The 26950-nt window shown below is 71.8% G+C and carries 22 protein-coding genes and 1 riboswitch; of the genes, 9 read left to right on the forward strand and 13 right to left on the reverse strand.

All coding sequences use genetic code 11. The features are described from left to right. Window positions 1–40: 40 nt before the first annotated feature. The 6 genes from QRX50_RS20310 to QRX50_RS20335 form a co-directional block, all read right to left on the reverse strand. A complete protein-coding gene (locus QRX50_RS20310) occupies window positions 41–1246 on the reverse strand; it encodes a chitinase (protein WP_285973500.1) in 1206 nt (401 codons plus the stop codon). A 568-nt stretch (window positions 1247–1814) separates the two neighbouring features. Continuing rightward, on the reverse strand, window positions 1815–5423 hold the full coding sequence (gene cobN, locus QRX50_RS20315; RefSeq protein WP_285974514.1) for a cobaltochelatase subunit CobN: 3609 nt from the start codon (window positions 5421–5423) through the stop codon (window positions 1815–1817). Window positions 5424–5457: 34 nt separating this feature from the next. Next, a riboswitch (cobalamin riboswitch) is annotated at window positions 5458–5567 on the reverse strand. A 43-nt stretch (window positions 5568–5610) separates the two neighbouring features. Continuing rightward, on the reverse strand, window positions 5611–6228 hold the full coding sequence (locus QRX50_RS20320; RefSeq protein WP_285973501.1) for a hypothetical protein: 618 nt from the start codon (window positions 6226–6228) through the stop codon (window positions 5611–5613). Between the two features lie 10 nt (window positions 6229–6238). Continuing rightward, the gene (locus QRX50_RS20325) at window positions 6239–6472 is read right to left on the reverse strand and encodes a helix-turn-helix transcriptional regulator (protein WP_285973502.1); all 234 of its coding nucleotides are present in this window, start codon (window positions 6470–6472) and stop codon (window positions 6239–6241) included. A 6-nt stretch (window positions 6473–6478) separates the two neighbouring features. Next, a complete protein-coding gene (locus QRX50_RS20330) occupies window positions 6479–7351 on the reverse strand; it encodes an ABC transporter permease (protein WP_434533291.1) in 873 nt (290 codons plus the stop codon). Between the two features lie 8 nt (window positions 7352–7359). Then, window positions 7360–8220 (reverse strand): ABC transporter ATP-binding protein, encoded by an 861-nt coding sequence (locus QRX50_RS20335; protein ID WP_285974515.1) that lies wholly within the window; start codon window positions 8218–8220, stop codon window positions 7360–7362. Between the two features lie 142 nt (window positions 8221–8362). Between QRX50_RS20335 and QRX50_RS20340 the strand changes: the two genes are divergently transcribed. From QRX50_RS20340 to QRX50_RS20350, 3 genes are read left to right on the forward strand one after another with little or no spacing between them, the layout of a single operon-like run. After that, window positions 8363–9499 (forward strand): ferredoxin-like domain-containing protein, encoded by a 1137-nt coding sequence (locus QRX50_RS20340; RefSeq protein WP_285973504.1) that lies wholly within the window; start codon window positions 8363–8365, stop codon window positions 9497–9499. Next, on the forward strand, window positions 9496–10119 hold the full coding sequence (locus QRX50_RS20345; RefSeq protein WP_285973505.1) for a precorrin-8X methylmutase: 624 nt from the start codon (window positions 9496–9498) through the stop codon (window positions 10117–10119). The genes QRX50_RS20340 and QRX50_RS20345 overlap by 4 nt, the downstream gene beginning before the upstream one ends. Then, window positions 10116–11636: a precorrin-2 C(20)-methyltransferase gene (locus QRX50_RS20350; protein WP_285973506.1), complete on the forward strand. Its 1521-nt coding sequence runs from the start codon at window positions 10116–10118 to the stop codon at window positions 11634–11636. Before QRX50_RS20345 ends, QRX50_RS20350 begins: the two co-directional genes overlap by 4 nt. Here QRX50_RS20350 and QRX50_RS20355 read toward each other — a convergent pair. The 7 genes from QRX50_RS20355 to cbiE form a co-directional block, all read right to left on the reverse strand. After that, window positions 11627–12052 (reverse strand): GlcG/HbpS family heme-binding protein, encoded by a 426-nt coding sequence (locus tag QRX50_RS20355; protein WP_285973507.1) that lies wholly within the window; start codon window positions 12050–12052, stop codon window positions 11627–11629. The two genes, QRX50_RS20350 and QRX50_RS20355, sit on opposite strands and share 10 nt — an antisense overlap. 154 nt (window positions 12053–12206) lie before the next feature. Next, on the reverse strand, window positions 12207–15284 hold the full coding sequence (locus tag QRX50_RS20360) for an arabinosyltransferase domain-containing protein (RefSeq protein WP_285973508.1): 3078 nt from the start codon (window positions 15282–15284) through the stop codon (window positions 12207–12209). A gap of 30 nt (window positions 15285–15314) precedes the next feature. Then, window positions 15315–15959 carry a 5,6-dimethylbenzimidazole synthase gene (gene bluB, locus QRX50_RS20365; protein WP_285973509.1) on the reverse strand — a complete coding sequence of 215 codons (645 nt, stop codon included), beginning with the start codon at window positions 15957–15959 and terminating at the stop codon, window positions 15315–15317. Continuing rightward, window positions 15956–16684 carry a cobalt-precorrin-6A reductase gene (locus QRX50_RS20370; RefSeq protein WP_285973510.1) on the reverse strand — a complete coding sequence of 243 codons (729 nt, stop codon included), beginning with the start codon at window positions 16682–16684 and terminating at the stop codon, window positions 15956–15958. The genes bluB and QRX50_RS20370 overlap by 4 nt, the downstream gene beginning before the upstream one ends. Continuing rightward, a complete protein-coding gene (locus tag QRX50_RS20375) occupies window positions 16681–17691 on the reverse strand; it encodes a Gfo/Idh/MocA family protein (protein WP_285973511.1) in 1011 nt (336 codons plus the stop codon). The genes QRX50_RS20370 and QRX50_RS20375 overlap by 4 nt, the downstream gene beginning before the upstream one ends. Further along, window positions 17688–18449: a precorrin-4 C(11)-methyltransferase gene (gene cobM, locus QRX50_RS20380; RefSeq protein ID WP_285973512.1), complete on the reverse strand. Its 762-nt coding sequence runs from the start codon at window positions 18447–18449 to the stop codon at window positions 17688–17690. Before cobM ends, QRX50_RS20375 begins: the two co-directional genes overlap by 4 nt. Then, window positions 18446–19597: a precorrin-6y C5,15-methyltransferase (decarboxylating) subunit CbiE gene (cbiE, locus tag QRX50_RS20385; RefSeq protein ID WP_285973513.1), complete on the reverse strand. Its 1152-nt coding sequence runs from the start codon at window positions 19595–19597 to the stop codon at window positions 18446–18448. The genes cobM and cbiE overlap by 4 nt, the downstream gene beginning before the upstream one ends. Window positions 19598–19665: 68 nt before the next feature. Between cbiE and QRX50_RS20390 the strand changes: the two genes are divergently transcribed. The 6 genes from QRX50_RS20390 (at window position 19666) to QRX50_RS20415 (ending at window position 26919) form a co-directional block, all read left to right on the forward strand. After that, window positions 19666–21642, forward strand: coding sequence for a putative cobaltochelatase (locus tag QRX50_RS20390; RefSeq protein WP_285973514.1), 1977 nt, complete (start codon window positions 19666–19668; stop codon window positions 21640–21642). After that, the gene (gene cobO / locus QRX50_RS20395) at window positions 21642–22256 is read left to right on the forward strand and encodes a cob(I)yrinic acid a,c-diamide adenosyltransferase (protein ID WP_285973515.1); all 615 of its coding nucleotides are present in this window, start codon (window positions 21642–21644) and stop codon (window positions 22254–22256) included. The genes QRX50_RS20390 and cobO overlap by 1 nt, the downstream gene beginning before the upstream one ends. Further along, a complete protein-coding gene (locus QRX50_RS20400; RefSeq protein WP_434533292.1) occupies window positions 22250–23602 on the forward strand; it encodes a cobyrinic acid a,c-diamide synthase CobB in 1353 nt (450 codons plus the stop codon). The genes cobO and QRX50_RS20400 overlap by 7 nt, the downstream gene beginning before the upstream one ends. Then, window positions 23577–24620, forward strand: coding sequence for an Rv2231c family histidinol phosphate aminotransferase CobC (gene cobC, locus QRX50_RS20405; protein ID WP_434533293.1), 1044 nt, complete (start codon window positions 23577–23579; stop codon window positions 24618–24620). Before QRX50_RS20400 ends, cobC begins: the two co-directional genes overlap by 26 nt. A gap of 139 nt (window positions 24621–24759) precedes the next feature. Continuing rightward, entirely contained in the window at window positions 24760–25965 is a 1206-nt protein-coding gene (locus tag QRX50_RS20410; RefSeq protein WP_285973518.1) for an epoxide hydrolase family protein, read from the forward strand. Continuing rightward, window positions 25966–26919 (forward strand): redoxin family protein, encoded by a 954-nt coding sequence (locus tag QRX50_RS20415; RefSeq protein ID WP_285973519.1) that lies wholly within the window; start codon window positions 25966–25968, stop codon window positions 26917–26919. Window positions 26920–26950: the final 31 nt, after the last annotated feature.

Below are 26950 nucleotides of genomic sequence, written 5' to 3' on the forward strand. Positions count from 1 at the left end.
TGGATTCACCGTGGACCACCCGGCGGCAGAGGGAACGCGGTCAGCAGGGGCCGTTGTCGGACCAGACCCCGTCGGGGCCGGTCGTGCCCGGTTCTTCGCCCTGGGTCCACCACTTGGCGGTCCACTTGTGGGCGTTGTGGGAGACGGAGTTGCCGCTGACGTAGACCGATGCTTTTTGCCACTCGGGCGCGGTGCAGGTGCCCGGCGGGTTGGTGGGCGGGCTCGTCGGCGGGCCGGTCTGGGGAGGCGTCGCGCCGGCGAAGCGGGTGGTGAACTTGGTGAAGTCCCAGTCGTTCTGGGTCACGTTGGAGCACACCGCGTTGTCGGTCGTGGTGGTGCAGGGGCGGTCGCGGTTGACGGCCCAGTACGTGAAGCGGCCGAGGTGGTGGCCGGTCGCGTAGTCGTAGACGGTCTGGAAGTCGGCGAGGGTGAAGATCTCCGCGTTGTCGGAGCGGCCGTTCATGCCGGAGAAGCCCTCGTGCGAGTACGCGGTGGCGCTGTCCCAGCCGAGGTGGCTTTCCAACAGGCCGTGGAAGTTCTCGAGCGCGGAGACCTGCGCCGAGGAGCCGTTGAAGCCGCCGTCGAAGGGCATGATCGAGAAGTTGTCGGGCGTGAAGCCGATGGACTTGGCCTGGTCGAGCAGCTGCGTGCCGAACCAGCCGGTGCCGGCGGAGGTGCCGGGCATCGTGACGGACACGAACAGGCCCGGGTTGTCGGCTTGCAGCTTCTTCGCGGCGCCGAGCTCGTTGGCGACCGCCGCGGTGTTCTCGTACTCGGGTTCTTCGAGGTCGAAGTCTATGGCCTTGAGGCCGTACTTGGTCACCACCTGCTGGTAGGCGGCGGCTGTCGCGTCGACGGTGCCGCACGTCTGGCCCAGCTTCGTGCCGCCGTAGCCGCCGACGGACACCGAGACATCACCACCGTTGCCCCGGAAGCGGTTCACGACGCCGGCGACCGCGGTGTCGGACGACACGGCCGACTTGCCGTCCCACGTCGGGCTGCAGCCACCGCTGTCGGGGGCGAGGATGAAGGCCAGCTGGAACGCCTTCTGCCCTGTCGCGTTCATCACCGTGACCGGGTCGGGCGGGTTGTTGCTCACGGGCATGAGGTACGGCGCCGAGGCGTACCAGTTGTTGCTCAGGGCCGCGGCGGCCGCGGGCTGGGCGTCGGCCGTGGCGGCCAGGGTCGCGGCTGTCCCGAGCACGGCGGCGGCGAGCCCGACGGCGGCCAGTCTGCTTCGTTGCATCTGTCCTCCAGCTGACGAGCGGGGTGCGCTCAGCATTGGACTAGACCAATGCGTAGTCAAGTCACCACCCGACGATCGGCGGGCCACTACGGGCGAAATGCCGGGATCGGCCGCCAGTGTTCACCCTGGCGGCCCAACGCGCCCACCCCGACCGGACGCGGACCAACCGCCCCGCTGGTCCACTGCGGACAGCGCGCACCATTCCGAGGTGGCGCGCCTTGGGCACGCGGGTGCGACGGAGGCGCCTGCCCGGCGGGAAGACCGCGACGCACGGCGAGCAAGATCGCGAACGCCAAGGCGGACTGGGAAGTGGAGTGCGGGGCTTGGTTGCGCGACACGGTGAAGCGCGAACTGCCGGCAATCGAGCGGGGTCATGATCGACGCGGTCCGGGGCCAGGCGCGGAGGATGCGCGAGTCAGGTGATCGGCCTGGCCAGGAATGACGGCGGTCCGGCCAGGCGCGGAGGATGGGCGAGTTGGGTGATCGGCCGCCGGGAATGACGGCGGTCCGGCCAGACCCGACGGAGCGGTAGGTGAGGGCCGCACCGTCGGGGCCGCGGTGGAGCGGGTTACTGGCTTTCGAGGTCGCCTTCCAGAGTGAGGTAGACGTCGCGCAGTTGGGCCAGCAGGGCGGGGTCGGGCTCGGACCAGAGGCCGCGGTCGGCGGCTTCGGTGAGGCGCTCGATGATGCCGCGCAGGGCCCACGGGTTGGCCTGACGCAGGAACTCCTGGTTCTCCGCATCCAGCACGTACGACTCGGACAGCTTCTCGTACATCCAGTCGCCCACGACGCCGGCGGTGGCGTCGAAGCCGAAGAGATAGTCCACCGTGGCGGCGAGTTCGAAGGCGCCCTTGTAGCCGTGGCGGCGCATGGCCGAGAGCCAGCGCGGGTTGACCACGCGGGCGCGGAACACGCGGGCCGTCTCTTCGCCCAGGGTGCGGGTGCGCACGGCGTCCGGGGTGGTGCTGTCGCCGATGTACGACGCGGGCGCGGAGCCTGTCAGCGCGCGAACGGTGGCGATCATGCCGCCGTGGTACTGGAAGTAGTCGTCGGAGTCGGCGATGTCGTGTTCGCGCGTGTCGGTGTTCTTGGCGGCCACGACGATGCGCTTGTAGGAACTCTCCATGTCCTCGCGTGCGGGGCGGCCGTCGAGGTCGCGGCCGTAGGCGAAGCCGCCCCACACCGCATACACCTCGGCCAGGTCCTTGTCGTCGCGCCAGTTGCCGGAGTCCATCAGCGGCAGCAGGCCGGCGCCGTAGGCACCCGGTTTGGAGCCGAAGATGCGAGTGGTCGCGCGGCGAGCGTCACCGTGCGTGGCCAAGTCCGCCGCCACATGGGCCCGGACGAAGTTCTGGTCCGAAGGCTCGTCCAAGGCAGCCACCAGGCGGACGGCGTCGTCCAGCAAAGTGATCACGTGGGGGAAAGCGTCGCGGAAGAAGCCGCTGATGCGCACGGTGACGTCGATGCGCGGACGCCCCAGCTCGGCCAGCGGAATGGCTTCCAGCCCGGTGACGCGCCGCGAAGCCTCGTCCCACACCGGCTGCACGCCCAGCAGCGCCAGCACTTCCGCGGCGTCGTCGCCGGAGGTGCGCATCGCCGAGGTGCCCCACACCGAAAGGCCCACCGACGTCGGCCACGAGCCGGTGTCCTCGCGGTAGCGGCGCAGCAGCGAGTCGGCCAGCGCCTGGCCGGTCTCCCACGCCAGGCGGCTCGGGATGGCCTTCGGGTCGACGGTGTAGAAGTTCCGTCCGGTCGGCAGCACGTTCACCAGGCCCCGCAACGGCGAACCGCTCGGACCGGCGGGAATGTAACCGCCGTCGAGCGCGTGCAGCACCGCGGAAATCTCACCCGAGGTACCCGCCAGCCGGGGGACGATCTCGGAAGCCGCGAAGGTCAGCACCCGCGAGACTTCCGCGTCCGCAGCGCCCAGCACCTCGGAAACCACGGCAGGCACGGCCGAAACAGCCCAGGAACGCGTCTCCATCGCGGAGACCAGCAAACGCGCGGAAGCCTCGATCGCGTCCACTTCGGACATCGGGGCGTCGGAGTTCTCCTTCAGCCCCAACGCCGAACGCAACCCCGGCACCGCGCCCTGCTTGCCACCCCACATCTGCTGGGCGCGCAGCATCGCCAGCACGAGGTTCACGCGCGCCTCGCCGACGGGGGCCTCGCCGAGGATGTGCAGCCCGTCGCGGATCTGCGCGTCCTTGACCTCGCAGAGCCAGCCGTCGATGTGCAGCAGGAAGTCGTCGAACTCCGCGTCGTGCGGACGCTGGGCGACACCCAGGTCGTGGTCGAGCTTCGCCGCCTGGATGAGGGTCCAGATCTGGGCGCGGATGGCCGGCAGCTTGGCCGGGTCCATCGCGGCGATGTTCGCGTGCTCGTCCATGAGCTGCTCGAGCCGCGCGAGGTCGCCGTAGGACTCGGCGCGCGCCATCGGCGGGATGAGGTGGTCGACGATCGTGGCGTGCGCCCGCCGTTTCGCCTGCGCGCCCTCGCCCGGGTCGTTGATGAGGAACGGGTAGATCAGCGGCAGGTTGCCCAGCACGGCGTCGGGCGCGCACGACGCGGACAGGCCCGCCGTCTTGCCCGGCAGCCACTCCAGCGAGCCGTGTTTGCCCAGGTGCACCACGGCGTGCGCGCCGAACTCCTCCTCCAGCCAGCGGTACGCGGCGAGGTAGTGGTGGCTCGGCGGCAGATCGGGATTGTGGTAGATCGCCACGGGATTCTCGCCGAAGCCGCGCGGCGGCTGGATCATGATCACGACGTTGCCCGACTGCAGTGACGCCAGCACGATGTCGCCCTCGGGATTTGCCGATGTGTCGACATACAGCGAACCCGGCGCCGGCCCCCAGTGCTCCTCCATCGCCTCGCGCAGCTCCGCGGGCAACGCGGCGAACCACGCGCGGTACCGCGCCGCGGGGACGCGGATCGGGTTGCCCGACAGCTGTTCCTCCGTCAGCCACTCCGGGTCCTGCCCGCCGGCGGCGATCAGCGCGTGGATCAACGCGTCGCCGTCCGGCTGGTCGGTGCCCGTCGGCTCGACGCCGGGGAACGCGTCGGCGCCCAGGTCGTAACCCTGCGAACGCATCAGCCGCAACAGCTTGATCGCCGACGCCGGCGTGTCCAGCCCCACGGCGTTGCCCACCCGCGAGTGCTTCGTCGGGTACGCCGAGAGCATCAACGCGATGCGCCGCGACGCAGGGGGCGTGTGGCGCAGCCGCGCGTGCGCCAGCGCGATCCCGGCCACCCGCGAGGCGCGCTCGGCGTCCGCGACGTACCGGGGCAGGCCGTCTTCGTCGAACTCCTTGAAGGAGAACGGCACCGTGATCAGCCGGCCGTCGAACTCAGGTACGGCCATCTGGTTGCCGGCGTCCAGCGGCGACAGGCCGTCGTCGCTCGCCGACCACGTCGCGCGGTCGCTGGTGAGGCACAGTGCCTGCAGGATCGGGATGTCGAGCCCGGCCATCTCGGCGACGTCCCAGGCCTCGTCGTCGCCACCGGCCCCGGCTTCCGACGGGCGGGTGCCACCCGCGGCCAGCACGGTGACCAACAGCGCGTCGGCGCGGCCCAGCTCGGCCATCATCTCCGGCTCGCGGTTGCGCAGCGACGCGCAGTGGATCGGCAGCGCCCGCCCGCCCGCGGCCTCGATCGCGTCGCCCAGCGCGTGGACGAACGCGGTGTTCCCGGACAGGTGGTGCGCGCGGTAGTAGAGGATCCCGACCACCGGCCCGTCGGCGGTACCCGAAGAAGCACGCTCCAGGACTCCCCACGACGGCAGCTGCGCGGGCGGCTCGAAGCTGTCGCCGGTCAGCAGCAGCGTGTCGGACAGGAACCGGTGCAGCTGCGTGAGGTTCTCCGGCCCGCCCTGCGCGAGGTACGCGTGCGCCTCGGCCGCGATACCCGCCGGCACGGTGGAGAGCTTCATCAGCTCCGCGTCCGGCGTCTGCTCGCCGCCCAGCACCACCACGTGCGAGCCCGACGCGCGCAGCGTGTCCAGGCCCTCCTGCCACGACCGCGGCGTGCCCAGGATCCGGACCACCACGATCGGCGCGCCGTCCAGCAACCCCGGCAGGTCCGCGACGTCGAGCCGGGCCGGGTTCGCGAGCCGGAACTCACCCTGTGACGCGCGGGCGCTGAGCAGATCGGTGTCCGAAGTGGACAGCAGCAGGATCACGGCGTTCCTCACTCGGGGTGTCCGCGCCCCGGGTCGTCGGTCGCGCCGGCGGGAGTTCCTGGCTCCCCGGATCACTCCGGGTCACAGTGGCGGGACCGTCCCGGACTCTCACCGGGTTCCTCCACCTGCCGACGCGTGGTTCGTCACTCACTCTCACGGGCGCGCGAGCCCGCGTCAAGGTGACGTCTCAGACCACGCGCACGGCCACGATCGGCCGCTCGGTCACAGGGTAGGACCGCTGGGCCGTGACGCTCCACGCGTAACCCGCGAACCCACCCGTTTCCGCCGAGGCGTGGAAAACCAGGTGGCCGTAGCCGGCGCCCTGACCTGCGGGGGAGCGGCTGTCGGGGAACTCGGGTGACTTGCCGTGCGGATCGGCCGTGCAGTCGGCGACCGGCACGACGTAGGACTTGTCCTCGTCCACGACGGGCGTGCCCCGCACCAGGGCGATGTGCCCGGTGTTCGTCGGCCGGCGGTGCCCGTAGTCGACGACCACGAGATCACCCGGCCGCAGGTCGGCGACGGTGTCCACCCGCGCGAAGTGCGGCACCTGCCGCTGCTCGAAGACCCACCGGTACGTGCGCGAAGGCGGGCTCACCGAGCGGAAGTGCCTGGTGAAGAAGTCGTCGTCGGCCCAGTCGTAGACGTGCTTGAGCAGCTGGGTCTGGAACGAGGCGCACTGCGAGTGGTTGCGCCACGGCCGCGTCCAGCTCACGACGTCGGGCTCGCCGGAGGCCTTGTAGCGGTTGGCCTCCGGCGAGAGGTGGTCGATGAGGTCCTCGGCGGCGCGCAGGTGGGCGGTCACCCCATCCGTTCTACGCCGACCGGTCGCCGATCCGCGGGAACGGCTCGGTGGAGAAGAGCACCTCCACGGCCACCTCGAAGAACTCCGCGATCCGCAGCGCCAGGTAGAGGCTCGGGCTGTACTCGCCGCGTTCCAGATAGCCGATCGTCTGGTAGTGCACGCCGAGCGCGCCGGCCAGCTGCCGGCGCGAGATCCCGCGCTCGGCGCGCAGCACCGCGATGCGGTTGTAGACGTTCTCGCTCACCGCGGATCACACACGCTGCAGCGCCCTCTCCCGTCGTTCGGCCACCGACGACCCGGACTCGCGCCGCGCCATGCGCCGCAGCAGGACCGGGGCCAGCGCCAATCCGATCACGGACCACACGACCAGCACGCCGAGGGTCCACCAGGGCCGCCACGACTGCCCGATCTCCACCACCACCGCCGAATCGGGCAGCAGCGCCGAGCGCATGCCGAGGCCGAGCCAGTACATCGGGAACACCTGGGCCACGTCCTGCACCCACACCGGTAGGGCCGTGATCGGGTAGAAGATGCCGGAGATCGCGGTCAGGCCCGTGACCGGCAGCATGACCAGGGCCATCGCCCGCGGGTCGCGGATCAGCGAGCCGATCGGGGCGCCCAGCGGCAGCGTCGCCAGCAGCCCGAGCACCAGGACCCAGAGCAGGTTCAGCCACGACCACACGCCGTCGGAGGCCAGCCCGGAGAACAGGAACAGGCACGGCACCAGCACCACGACCAGGCCGGCCACCTGCATGAGCGAGAGCGACACGATCTTGCCGAGGAGGTAGCCGAGCATGCCGTTGGGCGTGGCCTTGGCCCGCAGCAGCGTGCCGTCCTCGCGGTCGATCACGAGCTGGCCGGCCGCGCCCGAGAGGCCGTTGAACACGATCCCGGCGCCGAGCACACTCGGCACGGTCGCGGTGCCCAGCGAGAACGACGTGCCGGGCAGGTGCGCGTCGCGCATGAAGAAGAGCGTGGTCAGGATCAGGACCAGCCAGACCACCTGGCCGAGCACGTCGTCCCGGTTGGTCCACTGCTGGCGGAACTCGGTCAGCCCGCGGCGCACCCCGGTGCGCAGGGCCCTTCGCTTCGCGGCCGCGGCGAACGCCATCGGCGTGGTCATCGCAGTCATCACACACCCGCTTCCACGAGTCCGGCCTCGGCGCGGTGCACCAGGGTCATGTAGGTGTCCTCCAGCGACGCGCGGCGGACCTCCAGGTCGGCCACGGCCTCACCGTGCTGCTTGAAGAGCTCGAACACGTACTTCGTGGCCTCCGTGGTGGAGTGCACGAAGTACTGCCCGTCGACGGACCAGCGCACCTCGGCTTCGCCGGAGATCCGGCGGCTGAGCTCGTCGGCCGAACCGTCGGCGACGATCCGGCCGCCGTTGAGGATGAGGATCCGGTCGGCCAGCTTCTCGGCCTCGTCGAGGTCGTGGGTGGTGAGCAGGATCGTGGTGTCCTCGTCGTCGGTCAGGCGGTGCACGAGGTCGTGGAACTCGCGCCGCGCTTCCGGGTCGAAGCCCGCCGTCGGCTCGTCGAGGAAGAGCAGCTCGGGCCGGCCGACGATGCCGATCGCGACGTCGAGCCGGCGCCGCTGCCCACCGGAGAGCTGCCGGATCTTCTTGTCCGCGTGCGGTGTGAGCCCGACCGCGTCGATCAGCTCGCGGGTGTCCCACGGCCGGCGGATCGTGGCGGTGGAGTAGGGCGCGTAGTACTCGCCGAGGTGTGCCAGCAGCTCGCGCACCCGCCATTTCCCGTGGTCACGCCAGGACTGGAGCACGACCCCCAGCCGCGCCCGCCAGTCCTCACCACCGCGTGCGGGATCAGTGCCGAGCACCTCGACTTCGCCGGCCGAACGCATCCGGAAGCCCTCGAGGATCTCGATCGTGGTCGTCTTGCCCGCGCCGTTCGGCCCGAGCAGGCAGAGCACTTCGCCGCGATAGGCCTTGAAGTCGACGCCGTGGAGCACGTCGTTGGTGCCATATCTCATGCGCAGGTCCGCGACCCGCAGCACGACTTCCTCTGGATTCCTCACCGAATCCACCCCCATCGTTTGTGTGCGACGAAATGTAGCACACCTACTACATACGATCGCAAGGCTGCTGAATCTGCCGCCAGCTACAGTGAGCGGCATGTCCAGCCCTGCCCGCGTACGCGCCGACGCCTGTCCCGGGGTCTTCGCCACGCACGACGCAGCGGACGGACCGCTCGCTCGCGTTCGCCTGCCCGGCGGGGTCGTGTCCGCGGAGCGGTTGCGGGTGCTGGCTTCCTGCGCCGAAGACCTCGGTGACGGCGACGTGCACCTCACCTCACGCGGCAACGTCCAGCTGCGTGGCGTGACGCGGCCCGGTCTCGCGTCGAGGCTCATGGCCGCCGGGTTGTTGCCTTCGCCGACGCACGAGCGCGTGCGCAACGTGCTGGCCTCGCCGTTGAGCGGAGTGCACGGCGGGACCGCCGACGTCCGCGGGCTGGCGGGGGAGCTGGACGTGGCTTTGTGCGCCGCGCCGGAGCTGGCCGAGCTGCCGGGGCGGTTCCTGTTCGCGTTCGACGACGGCCGGGGTGACGTCGCGGGTGAAGGCGCCGATGTGTGCTGGCGCGCGGTGACGTCCGACGCGGGCACGGTGCTGCTAGCGGGCGTGGAGACCGGCTGGTTCGTGCCGCGCGGCGAGGCTGTGGCCGCGTTGCTGACTGTCGCGCGTGAGTTCGCCGCCCGGCGGGGGACGGCTTGGCGGATCGCGGAGCTCCCCGATCCCACCGCGTTGCTGCCCCGGGGACCGCGGTCGGAACCGGTTGAGCGCCCGGCGCGCGTGGACCTGACGGTCGGGCCGCTCGGCGACCACGGCGTCGGCTTCGCGCCCCGGTTCGGGCAGCTCACGGCCGCGCAGCTGCGGGCTCTCGCCGACCACACCGGCCTCGCCGGCCATGCCGTCGTCACGCCGTGGCGGTCGATCGTGCTGCCGGACGCCACGCCGGACGCCGTCGCGCGCCTGAACACGGCCGGCCTGAGCACCGACCCCGCCGCGCTGGAGATCACCGCCTGCATCGGCCGTCCCGGCTGCGCGAAGTCGCTGGCCGACGTGCGCGCCGACGCCGCGCGCCTGGTCCCGGCCGGGGTTCGCGCGCACGTGGCGGGCTGTGCACGGCGCTGCGGGCGGCCATCGGCCCCCCACCTCGACGTGGTCGCCGAAGCCGGCGGCTACCGTGTCGGCGGACGCCTGCTGGCGGCGTCCCGCCTGGCGGAATCCTTGGTGAGGAAGGAAAACCCGTGATCGACTACCTGGCCGACGGTGCCGAGATCTACCGGCACTCGTTCGCCACGATCCGCGAGGAGGCGGACCTGGCGATCCTGCCGGACGACGTCGCCGGCGTCGCGGTGCGGATGATCCACTCCTGCGGCATGGTCGACCTGGTCGACGACCTGCGCTACTCGCTCGACGTCGTCGAGGCGGGCCGCGCGGCGCTCGAGGCGGGCGCGCCGGTGCTGTGCGACGCGAAGATGATCGCCAGCGGCATCACGCGCAAGCGGCTGCCCGCGGCCAACGACATCGTGTGCACGCTCGACGACCCGAGCGTGCCGGGGCTCGCCGAGCGCATGGGCACCACGCGGTCGGCCGCGGCGCTGGAGCTGTGGCGCGACCGGCTGCCGGGTTCGGTGGTGGCGATCGGCAACGCGCCCACCGCGTTGTTCCGCCTGCTGGAGCTGCTCGAAGAGGGCGTCGGGGCACCGGCGGCGATCATCGGCGTGCCGGTGGGTTTCGTGGGCGCGGCGGAGTCCAAAGTGGAGCTGGTGAAGCGCGCGCCGGCGCCGTACCTCGTGGTGCAGGGGCGCCGGGGTGGCAGCGCGATAGCCGTGGCGGCCGTCAACGCGATCGCGAGCGTGGTCGAATGACCGGCCGCCTCTACGGCGTCGGGCTCGGCCCCGGCGACCCGGAACTGATGACGGTGAAGGCCGCGCGGCTGATCGGCGAGGCCGATGTGATCGCCTACCACAGCGCGCGCCACGGCCGCAGCATCGCGCGCTCGGTGGCCGCGCCGTACCTGCGCGAGGGCCAGCTGGAGGAGCCGCTGGTCTACCCGGTCACCACGGAGACCACCGACCACCCGGGTGGCTACGAGGGTGCGATCGCCGATTTCTACGAGCTGAGCGCGAAGAAGCTGGCCGAACACCTCGACGCGGGGCGCGACGTCGTCGTGCTGTGCGAGGGCGACCCGTTCTTCTACGGCTCCTACATGTACATGCACGAGCGGCTCGCCGGCCGCTTCGAGGCCGAGGTCGTGCCCGGGGTGACGTCGGTGAGCGCGGCGTCGTCGGTGCTCGGCCGCCCGCTGGTGCAGCGCGACGAGGTGCTCACGGTGCTGCCGGGCACGTTGCCGGCGCCCGAGCTGGCGCGCCGGCTGGCCGACACGCAGGCCGCGGCCGTGCTGAAGCTGGGCCGCACCTTCGGTTCCGTCCGCGAAGCCTTCGCCGAGGCGGGCAAGCTGGAGGACGCGTGGTTCGTCGAGCGCGCGACGTGGGGCGAGCAGCGGATCGAACCCCTGGCCGACGTCGATCCTTCGACGGTGCCGTACTTCTCCCTGGCGTTGCTGCCGAGCCCGGCTTATGCGTCCCGTGTGGACGGTGAGCCGGCGGTGGTCGCTCCCGTCGCCGCCGCGGTTCCTGAAGGCGGCGAGGTCGTGGTCGTCGGCCTCGGCCCGGCCGGTCCGGAGTGGCTGACGCCCGAAGCGTCGGCAGAACTGGCCGCGGCCGAGCACATCGTGGGTTATGGGCCGTACGTCGCCCGCGTACCCCAGCGCGCCGGCCAGGAGCGGCACGCGTCGGGCAACCGGGTCGAGGCCGATCGTGCGGTGGAAGCCCTGGAGCTGGCGGCCGCGGGCAGCCGGGTCGCCGTGGTTTCCTCGGGCGACCCGGGTGTCTTCGCGATGGCCTCCGCGGTGCTCGAACAGGTCGCCGCCGGCCGCGGCGCCGGGGTGCGCGTGCGCATCGTCCCCGGCGTGACGGCCGCGCAGGCCGCAGCCTCCCGCGTCGGCGCCCCGCTCGGTCACGACTACTGTGTGCTGTCCCTTTCGGACCGCCTCAAGCCGTGGGACGTCATCGAACGCCGCCTCGACGCCGCGGGCGCAGCGGATCTGGTGCTGGCGCTGTACAACCCGGCTTCGCGCACCCGCACGACCCAGCTCGCCACCACGCGGGAAGTGCTGCTGCGCCACCGCGAACCGGCCACCCCGGTCGTCGTGGCGCGTGACGTGGGCGGGCCGGAGGAACGGATCACGGTGACCACGCTGGGCGAGCTGGACCCGTCCACTGTGGACATGCGGTGCCTGCTCATCGTGGGCTCGTCGAAAACGGTGGCGCAACAGGGCCCGGACGGCACCTCGGTCGTCTGGACTCCGCGCACCTACGCCTGAGCCGCCCGGCGTTCGACGGCGGCGCGGACGGCTTCTTCGTCTTGCGCGCTCTGCGCACCCGATGCACCGATGGCACCGACGACCACGTCGCCGTCGGTGATCGGGATGCCGCCGGCGCGCGCGACGAAGTCGCCGCCGTAGGAGTGCTGGAGCGGGCCGACGACCTCGCCGGGCAGGGTGACTTCGCCGGACGGCATGAGCATGCGCAGCGCGGTGCGGGCCTTGGCTACGGCGACGCGGCTGGTCACGGGCTTGCCGCCGTCGGCGCGCTTCAGCGCGATCACCTCGCCGGTGACGTCGAGGACGGCCACCGCCAGCGGCGCGAACCCTCGCTCGGCGGCGACGGCGTGGGCCGTGTTCACCAGCTGGTCCGCTTCGGCCAACGACAACCCGGGCAGTCGGGGGGTATCAGACACGCTTGCGAACCTAGCCACGGCGGTCACCTTCGTCAAAGCGCCCCCATGCGGCGTTGGGTGCGTTGAGCGCACCGAATGCCGCATGGGGTGCGTTGGGCGCACCGAACGCCACATTGGGGCGCTCTTGCTCCACCCACCCGCGGGCCGAGGAGCCTCAGCGCGTGGGGTCCTTGCCGTTCGGCTGCCCCGGCCCGGGACCCGGTGACCACCAGCCCCACACCGTCTTGCGGCCGTGCTGCACCGTGGGCGCAATACCTTCGCTGAAGGGTTCCACCTGCAGCAGCTGGCCCCACGACTGGCTCGGCTGCCCGATCAGGTAGCTGGGCACCTCGGGTTCCTTCGCTACCTCCTCGAGCCAGCCGATCGGGCCGCCGTTGGTGCTGGAGGCCCACTGGGCCTCGTCGGCCAGCGCGCCGGCCGTGATGCGGTAGTCGGGGACCTGCGAGATGCCGTCGTGGGAGGTCACGGGGTTCGCGCACGGGTAGACGAACGACGCGGGCCAGTCGATGTACACGGACTTGCCCACGAGCTTGTCCGTCAGCGTCGTGAAGGTCGGCACGCGCGGAGCGGACGCGGCGATCCAGCCGTCCTCGGTGAGGTCGTTGTCGACTATGTCCACGCGCACCGACGTGGCCTGCGGCGGCAGGTCGCGCAGGTTGATGCGGGTGTCGTTCCAGCCGCCGGTGCCCGCGCCGGGCGGGAGGGCGAACTGGCTGCGCAGCACCTTCACGCCCTGCGCTGTCACCACGCCGTAGTCGAGGCTCACCGACGCCGGGCGGCGGGGCTGGCCCGCCGTCGCGATCACGATCTGGCCGTCGGCCGGTTTCTCGGCCAGCGCGTACCACTCGCTGCGCAGCCGGCCCGCGCGGTTCTGCTCGAAGTAGCTGCTCCACATCGGCACGGTGTCGGGCGTGAAGCCGTGCGGGGGCTCGGCGAGCGGGTCGTCCTCTTCGACGGGACGGGGGTGAAAACCGGTCTGCACCTGGCCGTTGTCCGGGTCCGGGTTGGGCAGGGGCGATTCCTCCTGTTTCGCCGGCACCGTCCGTTGCTCGGGCTGCGGGTGCAGGACGCTCTTGGCGGCGTCGGTCTCCACCATCACGTGGTCGGAGAGGTTGCAGCTCTTGCCGAACAGGTGCCCGACGTTCGCGGCGCCCAGGCTGTAGCTGCCCCGCTGGATGTAGATCGCCGCCGCCATCGTGTAGAACTCGCCGGCCGCGACCAGGCCGCACACGACCACGAGCGACAGCGAACCCAGCCGCAGCGACCGGCCCCGTTTTTCCTGCGGCGCGGGCGCACCCGGCCGGTGGGCGCGGATGTTCTCCACGAACGCGTAGATCCCCGCGACCGCCGCGGCCACGAGCAGGATCGTCGACAGCGAGATCCCGGCGATCGACGGCGCCAGCCCGGTCCACGGCACGCCCAGGCGCGAGACGAACCAGTACGTGTTCGGCCCCGTCGCGGCCAGTGCTCCCACCACGAGCAGCCCCGCGAGGAACGTGGCCCGGTTGCGGTTCGACCGCAACACTGTCGAACTCGTCGCCAATGCCGTGAGCGCGGCCATCGACGCGCCGACGGCCGCGAACGCGCCGAAGTGGTGCGTCCACTTCGTCGGCGTGAGCGCCAGCAACAGGAAGAACAACGCGGTGGTGCCGATCAGCCGGCGGCTCGGCCCGAGCGCCGCGCCCGGGATCCGGCCCCGCCGCAGCAACACGACCAGGCACGTGACCGTGCACAGCACCACGAGCAGCACCGGGAACCGCCGTGGCGCCGACCCGTCGGGCAGGTTCTCGAACAGCAGCTGGTAGCGCGCGAGCTCCTGGAACCACGACAGGTTCGGCCCCACCTGCGTGCGGATGCGCGTGGCCTCCTGCACGGTCGCGAACGTCTGGTCCGCGAACACGACCACGAGCACCAGCAGCCCGGACGCGAGGATCGGCGCCAGGATCGGCAGCCAGCCACCGGCCGCGCGCTGGCGCACCAGCTTGAACAACGGCCGCGCGGCGACCAGGAACGGCGCCACCGCGATCAGCCCCGTCGGCGTCGCGGCGAGGGTGAACGCGGCGGCGGTGAGGCCGAGGCACAGCGGCAGCAGCCGGCGCGTCACCAGAGCCCGCTCCACCGCGCAGATCGCGAGCAGCGAACCCAGCGCGGCCACGGGCTCGGGCCGCACGCCGTTGTTGTAGGGCATCCACCAGACGAGGAACACGGCCGCCGCGGCCCAGCCCGCCGCGCGGCTGCCGCGGACCTGCGTGCCCAGCCGGGGCATCACCTCGCGGCTGATGAGCAGCCAGCTGATCACGCCCACCAGGTACGAGGGCAGCCGGATCCACGGCGGCACCGTGCTGACGTGCGTCATCAGCTCGTAGAGGTGGTAGAACCAGCCGAACGGCGCCTCCGCGACGCCGAACCAGCGGTGGTAGTTGGTCAGGAACCCCGTGGACTCGGTGACTCTGGCCATCGTGAGGATGTATCCGTCGTCCGAGGTCACCGGCCCGATGAACACCCACGCGCCGAGCGCGAGGATCACCGTGGCGTCGCGGCCGGTCAGGCGCCACCAGCCCACCGGAGCCCAGCGCGGCGCGCGGCGGGCGAACCCGGAGTCCATGCGCCACACCGCGATGAGGCAGGCGAGGAACGCGAGCGCGCCGAGGATGCCGACGCCGAGCTTCAACGCCGTGGGCGAAGTCTGGTAGCGGGTGTCCGGCACCATCGTCACGTGCAGGCCCGTGATCGGGTCCTTCGCGGAGCTGATCGACGAGTAGAGGCCGACCACGCGGGGGCGGACGTCGCCGGTCGTGTGGAACACCGTCGTGCCCGCGACGGCGAGCGTCATCTGCGTGGCGTCGGACTTCAGCGTCACCGTGCAGCCGGCCGGCGGCAGCGGCTGCTGCGCGATCTGCTGGCCCTGGCTGGAGGCGAGCAGCACTCCGTTGTCCACGCTCAGCTGCAGGCCGACGCCGTTGCCCGCGCGCGGGTCCGTGCGCCCGTCCGGCACCGTCGCGAACAGCAGCGCGGGACCGTTCGCGCGCGCGTCGAGCGACTTGATCGTGGCGCACGGGATCTCGGCCTCGAGGTCCTGGGCCCAGTAGCCGGTCAAGGGCGCGTTGACGGACCGGGTGTCGGAGCCGGTCGGCCAGCCGACCTGCGCGGTGTCCTGCACGACGGGCAGGAACGGATAAGCCAGGGCGCATAGCGCCGAAAGCAACCCCAGCGCTACGGCAATCGGACGCATCCGGGAAAGCTATCCGGTCGGCCGAAGGGGCTAGGCAGGGCCCTCGCCCCGAGGCGTGAACCGTTCGTGGTGCACGGCGTTCGTCAACGGCGCGCGAGTGCGCCAGCCGTGCCGTTCGAGGTCCGGAACCTCGGCCAGTGCAGTTACCGGGCCAACGCAGAGCCAGGCCACGGGCCGGACGCCTCCGGGGATTCCCAGCAGGTCCGCGAGGAACGGCTCGCGGTAGAAGCTCACCCAGCCGACACCGAGGCCCTCGGCGGTCGCGGCGAGCCACAGGTTCTGGATGGCGAGGCAGACGGAGTACAGCCCGGCGTCGGCGATCGCGTGGCGGCCCAGCACGGCGGGCGCGCCGCGTTCGGCGTCATAGGTGACGACGATGCCGAGGGTCGACTCACGGATGCCCTCGATCTTGATACGGGAGAACGTGTCAGCGCGTTCGCCTGCCAGCTCGGCGGCGAACACGTCGCGTTCGTCGTGCACGTGCCGGGCGAACGCCTCGCGGGTGGCGGGATCGCGCACGAGCACGAAGTCCCACGGCTGGCTCAGTCCCACGCTCGGCGCGGCGTGCGCGGCTTCGAGCACGCGGGTGAGCACGGCGTCGTCGATCGGCTCGCCGGTGAACTCGCCGCGGACGTCGCGGCGGCGGCGAAGTACCTCGTAGAACTCTTCGATCATCGGTGCAGCACCCAATCCACGGCTTCGGTGACCGCCGCGACCTCGGCGGTGGCCGGGCGCGGCGGGCGGCGCACGACGACCACCGGCAGGCCCAGCTCGCGGGCGGCGGTGAGCTTCGCGGCGGTCATCGAGCCGCCGCTGTCCTTGGTGACGAGGACGTCGATGCGGTGCCCGGCCAGCAGCGCGCGCTCTCCGTCCACTTCGTACGGTCCGCGGTTCAGCAGGACCTCGTGTTGCCTCGGCAACGGCGGCTCGGGCGGGTCGACGCAGCGGATGAGGAACCACAACGTGTCGAGCCCGGCGAAGGCGGCGAGGCCTTGTCGTCCGCTGGTCAGGAAAACGCGGGAGCCGAGGCCGGGCAGCAGCTCGGCGGCGGCTTCGAGGTCGTCGGCCCAGTGCCAGCGGTCGCCTTCGCCTGGCTGCCAGCCGGGCCGGGCGAGCCGCAGCAGGGGCACACCGGCGGCCGAGGTGGCGGCGAAAGCGTTGGCACCGATGCGTTCCGCGAACGGATGGGTCGCGTCGACGACCGCGTCCACCTCGTGCTCCCGCAGCCACGCCGAGAGCCCTTCGACCCCACCGAAACCCCCGACGCGCACCTCACCGGCCGGCAGCCGCGGCCGCGCGACCCGCCCGGCGAGCGACGACACCACGGCGACCCCGCGCGCGTGCAGTTCGGCCGCGAGCGCCCGCGCCTCGGCCGTGCCGCCGAGGACCAGCACGGTCATCCGCCGTAGCCCACGGCCGCGCGCCAGCGGTCGAGCGTGCGCATGTTCGCGATCGTCTCGGCCCAGGTCAGCTCGGGTACCTGCCGGTCGTCCACGTGCGCGGCGACGTGGTCTGCCTCGCGCGCGAACACGCTCTGCGTCGCCTCGATCTCGATCACCTCGGGCTCGCCGCCCGACGGCGTCAGCACGATCTGCGACGATGTCGCGCGCCGCATCTGCGGCAGCCACGCGGGTTGCGGCACGTGCAATTGGCCGGTGGTGCCGTAGACGCGGATGTGGTCGTCCTGCGTGAGCCGGTAGCCGCACGACAGCTGCGCGATGATGTCGCCCGGCAGGCGCAGCAGGCCCATCGCGAACTCGTCGACGCCGCGGTCGGTCAGCCGCGCCATCCCCGTCACGGTGGTGGGTTCCACGACCTCGGTACCGGTCGCCGCCTGCGAAACGAGCCGCGCGAGCGACGTGCAGTAGCAGCCGACGTCGAGAATCCCGCCGCCGCCGAGCGCCGGGTCGGCCAGGCGTGGGGCGTCGTTGGCGCCGGTGTCGAAGCTGAACGAGACGTCGACGGCGCGGACCTCACCGATCGCCCCGCACGAGATCAGCTCGACGAGCCGGCGCGTCTGCGGGTGCAGCCGGTACATGAACGCCTCCATGAGGAAGACGTCGTGGCGGCGCGCCGCGTCGATCACCTTCTCGGCCTCGGCGGCCGTGACTGTGAGCGGTTTCTCGCACAGCACGTGCTTCCCGGCCTCGGCGGCGCGGATCGCCCACTGGGCGTGCATCGGGTGCGGCGTGGCGATGTAGACGGCGTCGACATCCGGGTCGGCGAGCAGGTCTTCGTAGGCGCCGTAGGCCTTCGGGATGTCGAAGCGGGTGGCGAACTCGCGGGCGCGGTCGGCCGAGCGGGCGGCGACGGCCTCCAGCGTGCCGTGCTTGCTGCGTTCGACGCCGGCTGCGAAATCGGCGGCGATCGATCCGGCGGCCAGCAGGCCCCAGCGTAGGTCGGTCACAGTGACTCCGGTTGGCTCGCGCGGTCTCGGGTGCTCGAATACAGGAAGCTGTCGGGGAATCCTCCGGCGGCGAGCACCCGGCCGACGAAGATGGTGGCCGCGCGCGTCATCCCGGCTTCGCGGGCTTGCGCGGCGATGTCGGTGAGCGTGCCGCGCACGACGGTCTCGCCTGGCTGGCTCGCCAGCGCGACGACGGCGGCGGGGCAGTCGGCGCCGTAGAACGGCACGAGCTCCTCGGTGACGCGCTCGATGTGGTTGATCGCCAGGTGCAGCGCCAGTGTGGTGCCGCTGCGGGCGAAGTTCGCCAGCGTCTCGCCTTCGGGCAACGCCGTCGACCTCGCCTGGGCCCGCGTGATCACGAGGCTCTGCCCGATGCCGGGCACGGTCAGCTCGCGGCCCAGCACGGCGGCCGACGCGGCGAACGCGGGCACGCCGGGGACGATGTCGTAGGGCACTGCCGCGGCGTCGAGGCGGCGCACGGTTTCCGCGACCGCGCTGTAGAGCGACGGGTCGCCGGAGACCAAGCGTGCGACGTCGTGACCGGCGTGGTGGGCCGTGATCAGGCGTTCGACGATCTCGTCGAGGCTCAGGTTCGCGGTGTCGACGCGCTCGGTCTCGGGTGCGCAGTACGCGAGCAGATCGGTTGGCGTCATGCTGCCTGGGTAGAGGCAGACGCCGCAGCGCGCGAGCAGGTCGCGGCCACGGACGGTGATGAGGTCGGCCGCGCCGGGGCCGGCGCCGATGAAGTGAACGGTCATCTCGAACTCCAGGACGTCACGGTGCGCGACGGGGTCCACCCCGTGAACCCGCCGAGCGGCTGCGCGTGGTCGACGGCGATCCTCGTCAGCTCACCACCCCGGCTCGCGTAGGCGTTCGCCAGGATCTGCTCTGCCTCCAGCGTGACCCCGTGGGCGACCACGCGGGCGCCGGTGGCGAGGCAGGCGTCGAGCAGACCGGGCACGGTGAGGCCGCCGCCGATGAAGACCGCGTCGGGGTGGGGGAGGGTTGCCAGCGCGTCGGGGGCCGGGCCGGTGACCACCCGCAGTTCGGGGACGCCGAGCGTGGCGGCGTTGCGGGTGATGCGCTCGGCGCGCGCGGGGTCGCGTTCGATCGCGATCGCGCGGTTGAGCGGGTGCGCACGCGACCATTCGATGCCGACGCTGCCCGCGCCCGCGCCGACGTCCCAGAGCAGCTCGCCGGGCACTGGCGCGAGGTGGGCCAGCGCGGACGCGCGGACGTCGCGTTTGGTGAGCTGGCCGTCGTGCTCGAAGGCGCTGTCGGGCAGGCCGGTGAGCGGGAGCGCGGGGCCGGCGCAGACCAGGGCGAACACGGTGAGCGGGCCGGGTACGTGGGTCCAGCCGTCTTCGATGCGCTCGTCTTCGGCGCCGAGGTTTTCGAGGCTGGTCAGGGTGGATTCGCCGTAACCGCGGGTTCGCAGCAGCTCGCGCAGGCCGGCCGCGTTCGCGCCGAGCACCAGCACTTTCCGGCGCGGCGCGAGCACCCGGGTGACGCGGTCCACGGCCCGGCCGACGACGGTGACGACCTCGATCTCCTCGAACGACCAGCCCAGCCGAGCGCGGGCCAGCGTCTCCGACGAGACTGCGGGCAGCACCTCGATCTCGTGACCGCGGTCGCGTAGCGTCGTGCCGATGCCCGAGAGCAGGGGATCACCGCTGGCCAGCACGCAGACGCGGCGCCCGGCGTGCTCGGCGAGGACGTCGTCGAGCGCGGGCAGCAACGGGCTTGGCCAGGCTTGCGTGCGGACGCCTTCGGGCAGCGTCGCGAGCTGCCTCGGCGCACCGAGCACGACGTCGGCTTCGAGCACGGCTTTCCTTGCCCGCTCGGCCAGCCCGGCCCAGCCGTCGGCGCCTATCCCGACCACCGGCAGGCGTGATTTTTCGCGCACGTCCGCCCACGCTAGACGACGCGTTTCCTGTGCGATGATCGGCCGGACGCCGACCAGGAGGAGAGCTCTTGAAGCCGTACCCGTTCACCGCCGTCGTCGGGATGCCGGACCTGCGCCTGGCGCTGATCCTGTCCTCGATCTCACCCGCTGTGGGCGGCGTGCTGGTGCGGGGCGAGAAGGGCACGGCGAAGTCGACGATGGTGCGCGCGCTCGCCGGCCTGCTGCCCCAGCTCGACGTGGTGGACGGCTGCCGGTTCTCGTGTGATCCCGCGGCATCCGACCCCGTTTGCCCGGACGGTCCGCACCCCGCGGACGCGCCCGCGCACCGGCGGCCGGCGCGGCTGGTGGAGCTGCCCGTCGGCGCGGCGGAGGACCGGGTCGTCGGGTCGTTGAACTTGGAGAAGGCGCTGTCGGAGGGCGTCACGGACTACCAGCCCGGTCTGCTGGCCGCGGCGAACCGCGGCTTGCTCTACGTGGACGAGGTCAACCTCCTGCACGACCACCTCGTAGACACGCTGCTCGACGCCGCCGCGATGGGCCGCGCGACCGTGGAGCGCGAGGGTGTGTCCGTGTCGCACGCGGCGCGGTTCGTGCTGATCGGCACGATGAACCCCGAGGAAGGCGAGCTGCGGCCGCAGCTGCTGGACCGGTTCGGGCTGACCGTCGAGGTCGCCTCCAGCCGGGAGCCGGAGCAACGCGTGGAGGTGGTCCGCCGGCGCCTCGCGTACGAGGCGGATCCCGACGGGTTCGCGTCCGCGTACGCCGCCGAGGACTCAGCGCTGGCCGCGGACATCGAAGCAGCGCAACGGCTTTTGCCCGCGGTGAAGCTGCCCGACGACGCCCTGCGCCAGATTGCCGAGGTGTGCGCGTCGTTCGAGGTGGACGGGATGCGGGCCGACATCGTCACGGCACGCACGGCCGTCGCGCACGCCGCGTGGGCCGGGCGCAACGAAGTGACCACCGAGGATGTCCGCGTGGCCGCGCGGCTCGCGTTGCCGCACCGGCGCCGCCGCAACCCGTTCGACGCGCCGGGGATTTCCGAGGAGCAACTGGAACAGGCGTTGCAGGACGCGCAGCCGCCCGAAGATCCAGGGCCTGGCCCGGAGGACGACGGGCCCGGCTCGGGTGGGCAGCCGCCGGCCGCGGAAGGTGAGCAGCCGCCGGGGGACCAGCCGGCGCCGCAGCAGCAGCCGCAACCCGGCGACGGAACGGGTTCCGGACCGCAGAACACGGTCGGCTCCGGCGAGACGTTCCGCGCGCGTGTATTTCGTGTCAAGGGCACCGGCGAAGGCGAGCGCGGCCGCCGGTCGCGGGCCATCACCGACACCGGGCGCACGATCGGGGTCCAGCCGCCGAGTGTCCGCGACGGCCGCCCGCACCTCGTCGCCACGATGCGGGCCGCCGCGCCGCACCAGCGGTCCCGTGGTCGCCGTGGTCCCGGACTTCTCGTGCGTACGCAGGATCTGCGGTTCGCGCTGCGCGAAGGGCGCGAAGGCAACCTCGTGCTGTTCTGCGTGGACGCGTCGGGCTCCATGGGCGCGCGCACGCGCATGCGTGAGGTGAAGACGGCGGTGCTGTCGCTGCTGCAGGACGCCTACCAACGGCGCGACAAAGTCGGGCTCGTCACCTTCCGTGGTGACGCGGCCGAGCTCGCGCTGCCGCCGACGATCAGCGTCGAGGCCGCGGCGGCCCGGCTCGAAGGACTGCCGACGGGTGGCCGCACGCCGCTCGCGGAAGGGCTGCTGGAAGCCGCGCGCGTGCTGAGCGTGGAGGCGATCCGGGATCCGCGCCGGCGTCCGTTGCTGGTGCTCGTCACGGACGGACGCGCCACCAGCGGGGCCGACGCCGTCGCACGTTCGCAGGCCGCGGCGGGGTTGCTGGCCGGCGTCACCACCATCGTGATGGACTGCGAAAGCGGTCGGATGCGCCTCGGGCTCGCGGCGGAGCTGGCCGGGCACCTCGGCGCCGAGCACGTGCCGCTCGCCGAGGTGGCGGCCGAGACGCTCGCCGCCGCGGTTCGTGATCACACCGGGAGGGCTGCCTGATGCCGCAGGGGAAACCGGCCGTCGTCCCGCAGGACGGGCTCACTACACGCCAGCGGCGCAACCGCCCGCTGCTCGCTGTGCACACCGGTGAGATGAAAGGCAAGTCGACCGCCGCGTTCGGCATGGCACTGCGCGCGTGGAACCAGGGCTGGTCGATCGGGGTATTCCAGTTCGTGAAGTCGGCGAAGTGGCGCGTCGGCGAGGAAGCCGCGTTCCGCGCGCTCGGGAAGCTGCACGACGAGACCGGCGAAGGCGGGCCCGTCGAGTGGCACAAGATGGGCGAGGGCTGGAGCTGGACGCGCAAGCAGGGCTCCGACGAGGACCACGCCGCCAACGCGCGCGAGGGCTGGGCCGAGATCAAACGCCGCCTCGCCGCCGAGACGCACGACTTCTACGTGCTCGACGAGTTCTCCTACCTGCTCAAGTGGGGCTGGCTCGAGGTCGACGACGTGGTGTCCACTTTGGTCTCCCGGCCCGGACACCAGCACGTGGTGATCACCGGCCGATACGCGCCGCCGGAGCTCGTCGAGGCCGCCGACCTGGTGGCCGAGATGACGAAGGTCAAGCACCCCATGGACGCGGGCCAGAAGGGGCAGCGGGGGATCGAGTGGTAGCGCGGGTGGTCATCGCCGCGCCCGGCTCGGGGCACGGCAAGACCACCATCGCCGCGGGGCTGATGGCGGCGTTGCGCGCGGCCGGGCACCGCGTGTCCGGGCACAAGGTCGGGCCCGACTTCATCGACCCGTCCTACCACGCACTGGCCACCGGCCGTCCCGCGCGCAACCTCGACCCGTTCCTGCAGGGTGAGGACCGGCTGGTTCCCTTGCTGCGCCACGGTTCCGAGGGCGTGGACCTCGCCGTGATCGAAGGCGTGATGGGACTGTTCGACGGCGCGCTCGGCACGGAGGGTTACGCGTCTACCGCGCACGTCGCCCGGGTACTCGACGCGCCGGTGGTGCTGGTGGTCGACGCTTCGGCCGCTTCGCGCAGCGTCGCGGCGACCGTGCTCGGGTTCGCGAACTACGACCCGCGCGTGCGCCTCGCCGGCGTGATCCTCAACAAACTGGGCTCGCAGCGCCACGAGGACGAGATCGCGTCCGCGTTGGAGGCCACGGGCGTTCCGCTGCTGGGTGCGTTGCGACGCAACGAGAACGTGCACGCACCCAGCCGCCACCTCGGACTGGTGCCCGCGGCCGAACGCGCGGCCGACTCGCAGCGGGTGCTGCCGGAGCTGGCGTCGTGGGTGGCCGGTGGCGTGGATCTAGAAGCGGTGGTGCGGGTCGCGCGGGCGGCGCCGCCGCTGACCGGTCCGGTGTGGACACCGCCGGGTGACTTCGCGGGACCGCGGACGGTGGTGGCCGCGGCGGCCGGGCCGGCGTTCACGTTCCGGTACACGGAGAACGTGGAGCTGCTGGCCTCGTTCGGCGTGGACGTCGTCGACGTGGATCCGCTGCGGGACGAGGGGTTGCCCGAGGGCTGCGCCGGGTTGTACTTCGGCGGTGGGTTCCCGGAGGTGCACGCGGCGGAGCTGTCGGCGAACAAGCCGCTGCTCACGGCGGTGGCGGACGCGGTCGGGCAGGGCATGCCGGTGAGCGCGGAGTGCGCGGGGCTGCTGTACCTGTGCCGCGAGCTGGACGGCCTGCCGATGGCCGGTGTCGTGGACGCGACAGCGGTGATGACCAAGCGCGGCAAACTCGGGTACCGGACGGCCGTTTCGCTGGCGGACAACGTGCTCGCGGTCGCGGGACAGCGCGTGACCGGGCACGAGTTCCACCGGACGGAGCTGACGCCCGGGGCCGGCCCGTCGCCGGCGTGGGGCTGGGAGCGGATGGCGGACGGGTTCGCGTCGGCTTCGCTGCACGCGTCCTACCTGCACGTGCACTGGGCTGGGTATCCAGAGCTGGCCGAGCGGTTCGCCACCCACGTCCGTGCCTATGCCCAGGTGCCTCCGCGTGGCTGACTCCCCGGACTACGACCTGCACCACCACGGCGACCGTGAAGTCGGGCCGGGGCTGGTGGACCTCGCGGTGAACGTCCGGCTGCCGCGCCCGCCCGAGTGGTTGCGGCGGGAGCTGGTGTCCGCTGTGGACAGTCTCGCCGCGTACCCCGACTCGTCGGCAGCGCAGGCTGCCGTGGCCGCGCGGCACGGCCGTCCGCTCGACGAGGTGCTGGTCACGGCGGGGGCGGCCGAGGCGTTCACCTTGCTGGCTTCGGCTTTGCAGCCGCGGCACGCGGTGGTCGTGCACCCGCAGTTCACCGAGCCCGAAGCCGCGTTGCGCGCCGCGGGGCACGAGGTTTCGCGGGTGGTTCTGTCCGCTTCGGACGGTTACGTGCTGGACCCCTCGGTGGTTCCCGACGAAGCCGACCTGGTGTTCGTCGGCAACCCGACGAACCCGACGTCCGTCCTGCACCCCGCTGCCGTGCTCCGGACGTTGCCGAGGCCGGGCCGCCTGCTTGTAGTCGACGAGGCCTTCCTCGACGCGATACCCGGCGAGGCCGAGAGCCTGGCGGGCGACTCGCTCGACGGCGTGGTCGTGCTCCGCAGCCTCACCAAGACCTGGGGCCTCGCCGGCCTGCGCGCGGGTTACGTCCTCGGCCCGGCCGACGTCCTCGCTCGCCTGCGCTCGGTCCAGCCGCCGTGGTCGGTCTCGACGCTCGCCGCCGTCGCCACGGCCGCCTGCTGCCGCTCGGCCGCCCTCGAAGAAGCGGAAAAGCTCGCCACCGCCGCCGAATCCGACCGCGACTACCTCGTCTCCCACCTCACCGACCTGGGCCTGGCCGTGCTCGGCGACCCGAGGGGACCGTTCGTGCTCGTCGAGGGCCCCGACGACGGCCTCCGGACCAGGCTGCGCGAGGCGGGTTACGCCGTCCGCCGTGGCGACACCTTCCCCGGCCTCGGCCCCCGGCACGTCCGGCTGGCCGTCCGCTCTCGCGAAGTCACCGACGGCTTCATCGCCGCGCTGTCGCGCTCGCTGTAGCCGGCGAGCACGAGGAAGCAATGCGTATCACTCGTTTCGGGTGAGGAACCGCCGACGGTCCGGTGGCACAGTACCGGGCTTCGCGTCTTGCCCGGCAAACGCGACATCGACCACCGCACCCATCCCGCCAAGGAGACGCATGTCTGTCACGACTGAAGGGGCAGCGCACGATCAAGCGATCCGGCCGTTCACGGTCGAGACGTCCGATGCGGATCTCGAAGATCTGCGTGCGCGCGTCATGGCCACTCGCTGGCCCGAAAAGGAACCCGTCTCGGACCTCTCGCAGGGCGTACAGCTCGAGACGATGCAGGCGCTCGCCCGTTATTGGGCGACGGAGTACGACTGGCGCAGGTGCGAGGAGAGACTGAAGGCCCTCCCGCACTTCATCACCGAGATCGACGGCCTCGACATCCACTTCATCCACGTTCGCTCGAAACACGAAGACGCGTTGCCGCTCCTCGTCGCGCACGGCTGGCCCGGCTCGGTCATCGAGCAGCTGAAGATCATCGGTCCGCTGACCGATCCCACGGCCCATGGCGCGAGCGAAGCGGACGCTTTCCACCTGGTGATCCCGTCGATGCCCGGCTACGGGTTCTCGGGCAAGCCCGCCGTCACCGGCTGGGGCCCCGAGCACATCGCGCGCGCCTGGGCAGAGTTGATGAAGCGCCTGGGATACGACAACTACGTCGCCTCGGGCGGCGATTGGGGCGGGCAGATCGTCGATCTGATGGGTGCGCAGGCGCCGGCAGGCCTGATCGGCATCCACACCAATTTCCCCGGCGCCGTCCGCCCCGACGTCGCCCAGGCCGTGCAGTCCGGCGGCCCGGCGCCACCCGATCTGTCCGAGGAAGGAACACGTCTCTACGAAAAGCTCAGGGACTTCTTCGCGACAGACGTGGCCTACGCCCTCGAGATGGGGACCCACCCGCAGACGCTCTACGGAATCGCCGATTCGCCCATCGGCCTCGCCGCCTGGATGCTCGACCACGACTCGGCCAGCCTGGCGCTGATCGCCCGGGTCTTCGACGGGCAGTCCGAGGGACTGACCCGCGACGACGTGCTCGACAACATCACCCACTACTGGCTGACGAACACGGGGGTCTCTTCGGGACGTCTCTACCGGGAGAACAAGCTCGGCTTCTTCGACCCGAAGGGCGTCTCCGTCCCGGTGGCGGTGAGCGTCTTCCCCGACGAGCTCTACCAGGTGCCGCGGAGCTGGGCCGAGGAGGCTTATCCCCGGCTCATCCACTACAACCGGCTCGACAAGGGCGGGCACTTCGCCGCCTGGGAGCAGCCGAAGCTGTTCGCTTCCGAGGTTCGCGCCGGATTGCGCTCGGTGCGTTAGATGTCGGTGTCCGCGCGCGCGAACATGCCCGCACTCGGCGGGGCCGAGTGGCTCAACTCCGGGCCACTCGGCCCCGCCGAGCTGGCCGGCCACGCCGTCGTCGTCAACTTCTGGACGCTGACCTGCATCAACTGGCTGCGCCAGGCGCCCTACGTCCGCGCCTGGTCGCGGGCCTATCGGGACGACGGGTTGATCGTCGTCGGAGTCCACACGCCGGAGTTCTCGTTCGAGCACGAGATCGACCGCGTGCGCCAGGCGACGTCCGAGCGGGGAATCGACTACCCGGTCACCGTCGACAACGACTACGCCATCTGGAGCGCGTTCGACAACCACTACTGGCCGGCGCTCTACCTCGTGGACGCCCACGGCGTCATCCGCGACCACCACTTCGGTGAAGGACGCTACGAGCAGTCGGAGCGCGTCATCCAGCGGCTGCTCGGCGTCGAGCGAGAGCTCGTCTCCGTCGCCGGGCACGGCGTGGAGGCCGAGGCCGACTGGGATCACCTGCGGACGCCCGAGACGTATCTCGGCTACGCGCGTGGTGAGCACTTCGCGTCGCCGGGCCGCGTCGGGTTCGACGAACAACGCACCTACGAGCTCCCGCCGCAGGGCGTGCGCCTCGGCACCTGGGCCCTCGCCGGCGTGTGGACGATCGGGCCCGAGAGCGTCGTGCTCGCCCAGGCCGGCGGGAGCATCACCTACCGGTTCCACGCGCGCGACGCGCATGTCGTGCTGGGTCGCGGTGCGGGAGCGCCGATTCCCTTCCGCGTGACCCTCGACGGCGAAGCACCGGGCCCGGCACACGGTGTGGACGTCGACGCGGACGGGCACGGCTTGCTCCGGGACGCCCGCCTCCACCACCTCGTGCGCCAGCACGACGAGGTCCGTGAGCGGACGCTGGAGATCACCTTCCTCGAACCCGGCGCCGGGGCGTACGTGTTCACATTCGGCTAGCCCCACCGTCGTCGTCGACCGGCACCGGGTG

This window comes from Amycolatopsis sp. 2-15, from assembly GCF_030285625.1.
GTDB classification, from domain to species: Bacteria; Actinomycetota; Actinomycetes; order Mycobacteriales; family Pseudonocardiaceae; genus Amycolatopsis; species Amycolatopsis carbonis.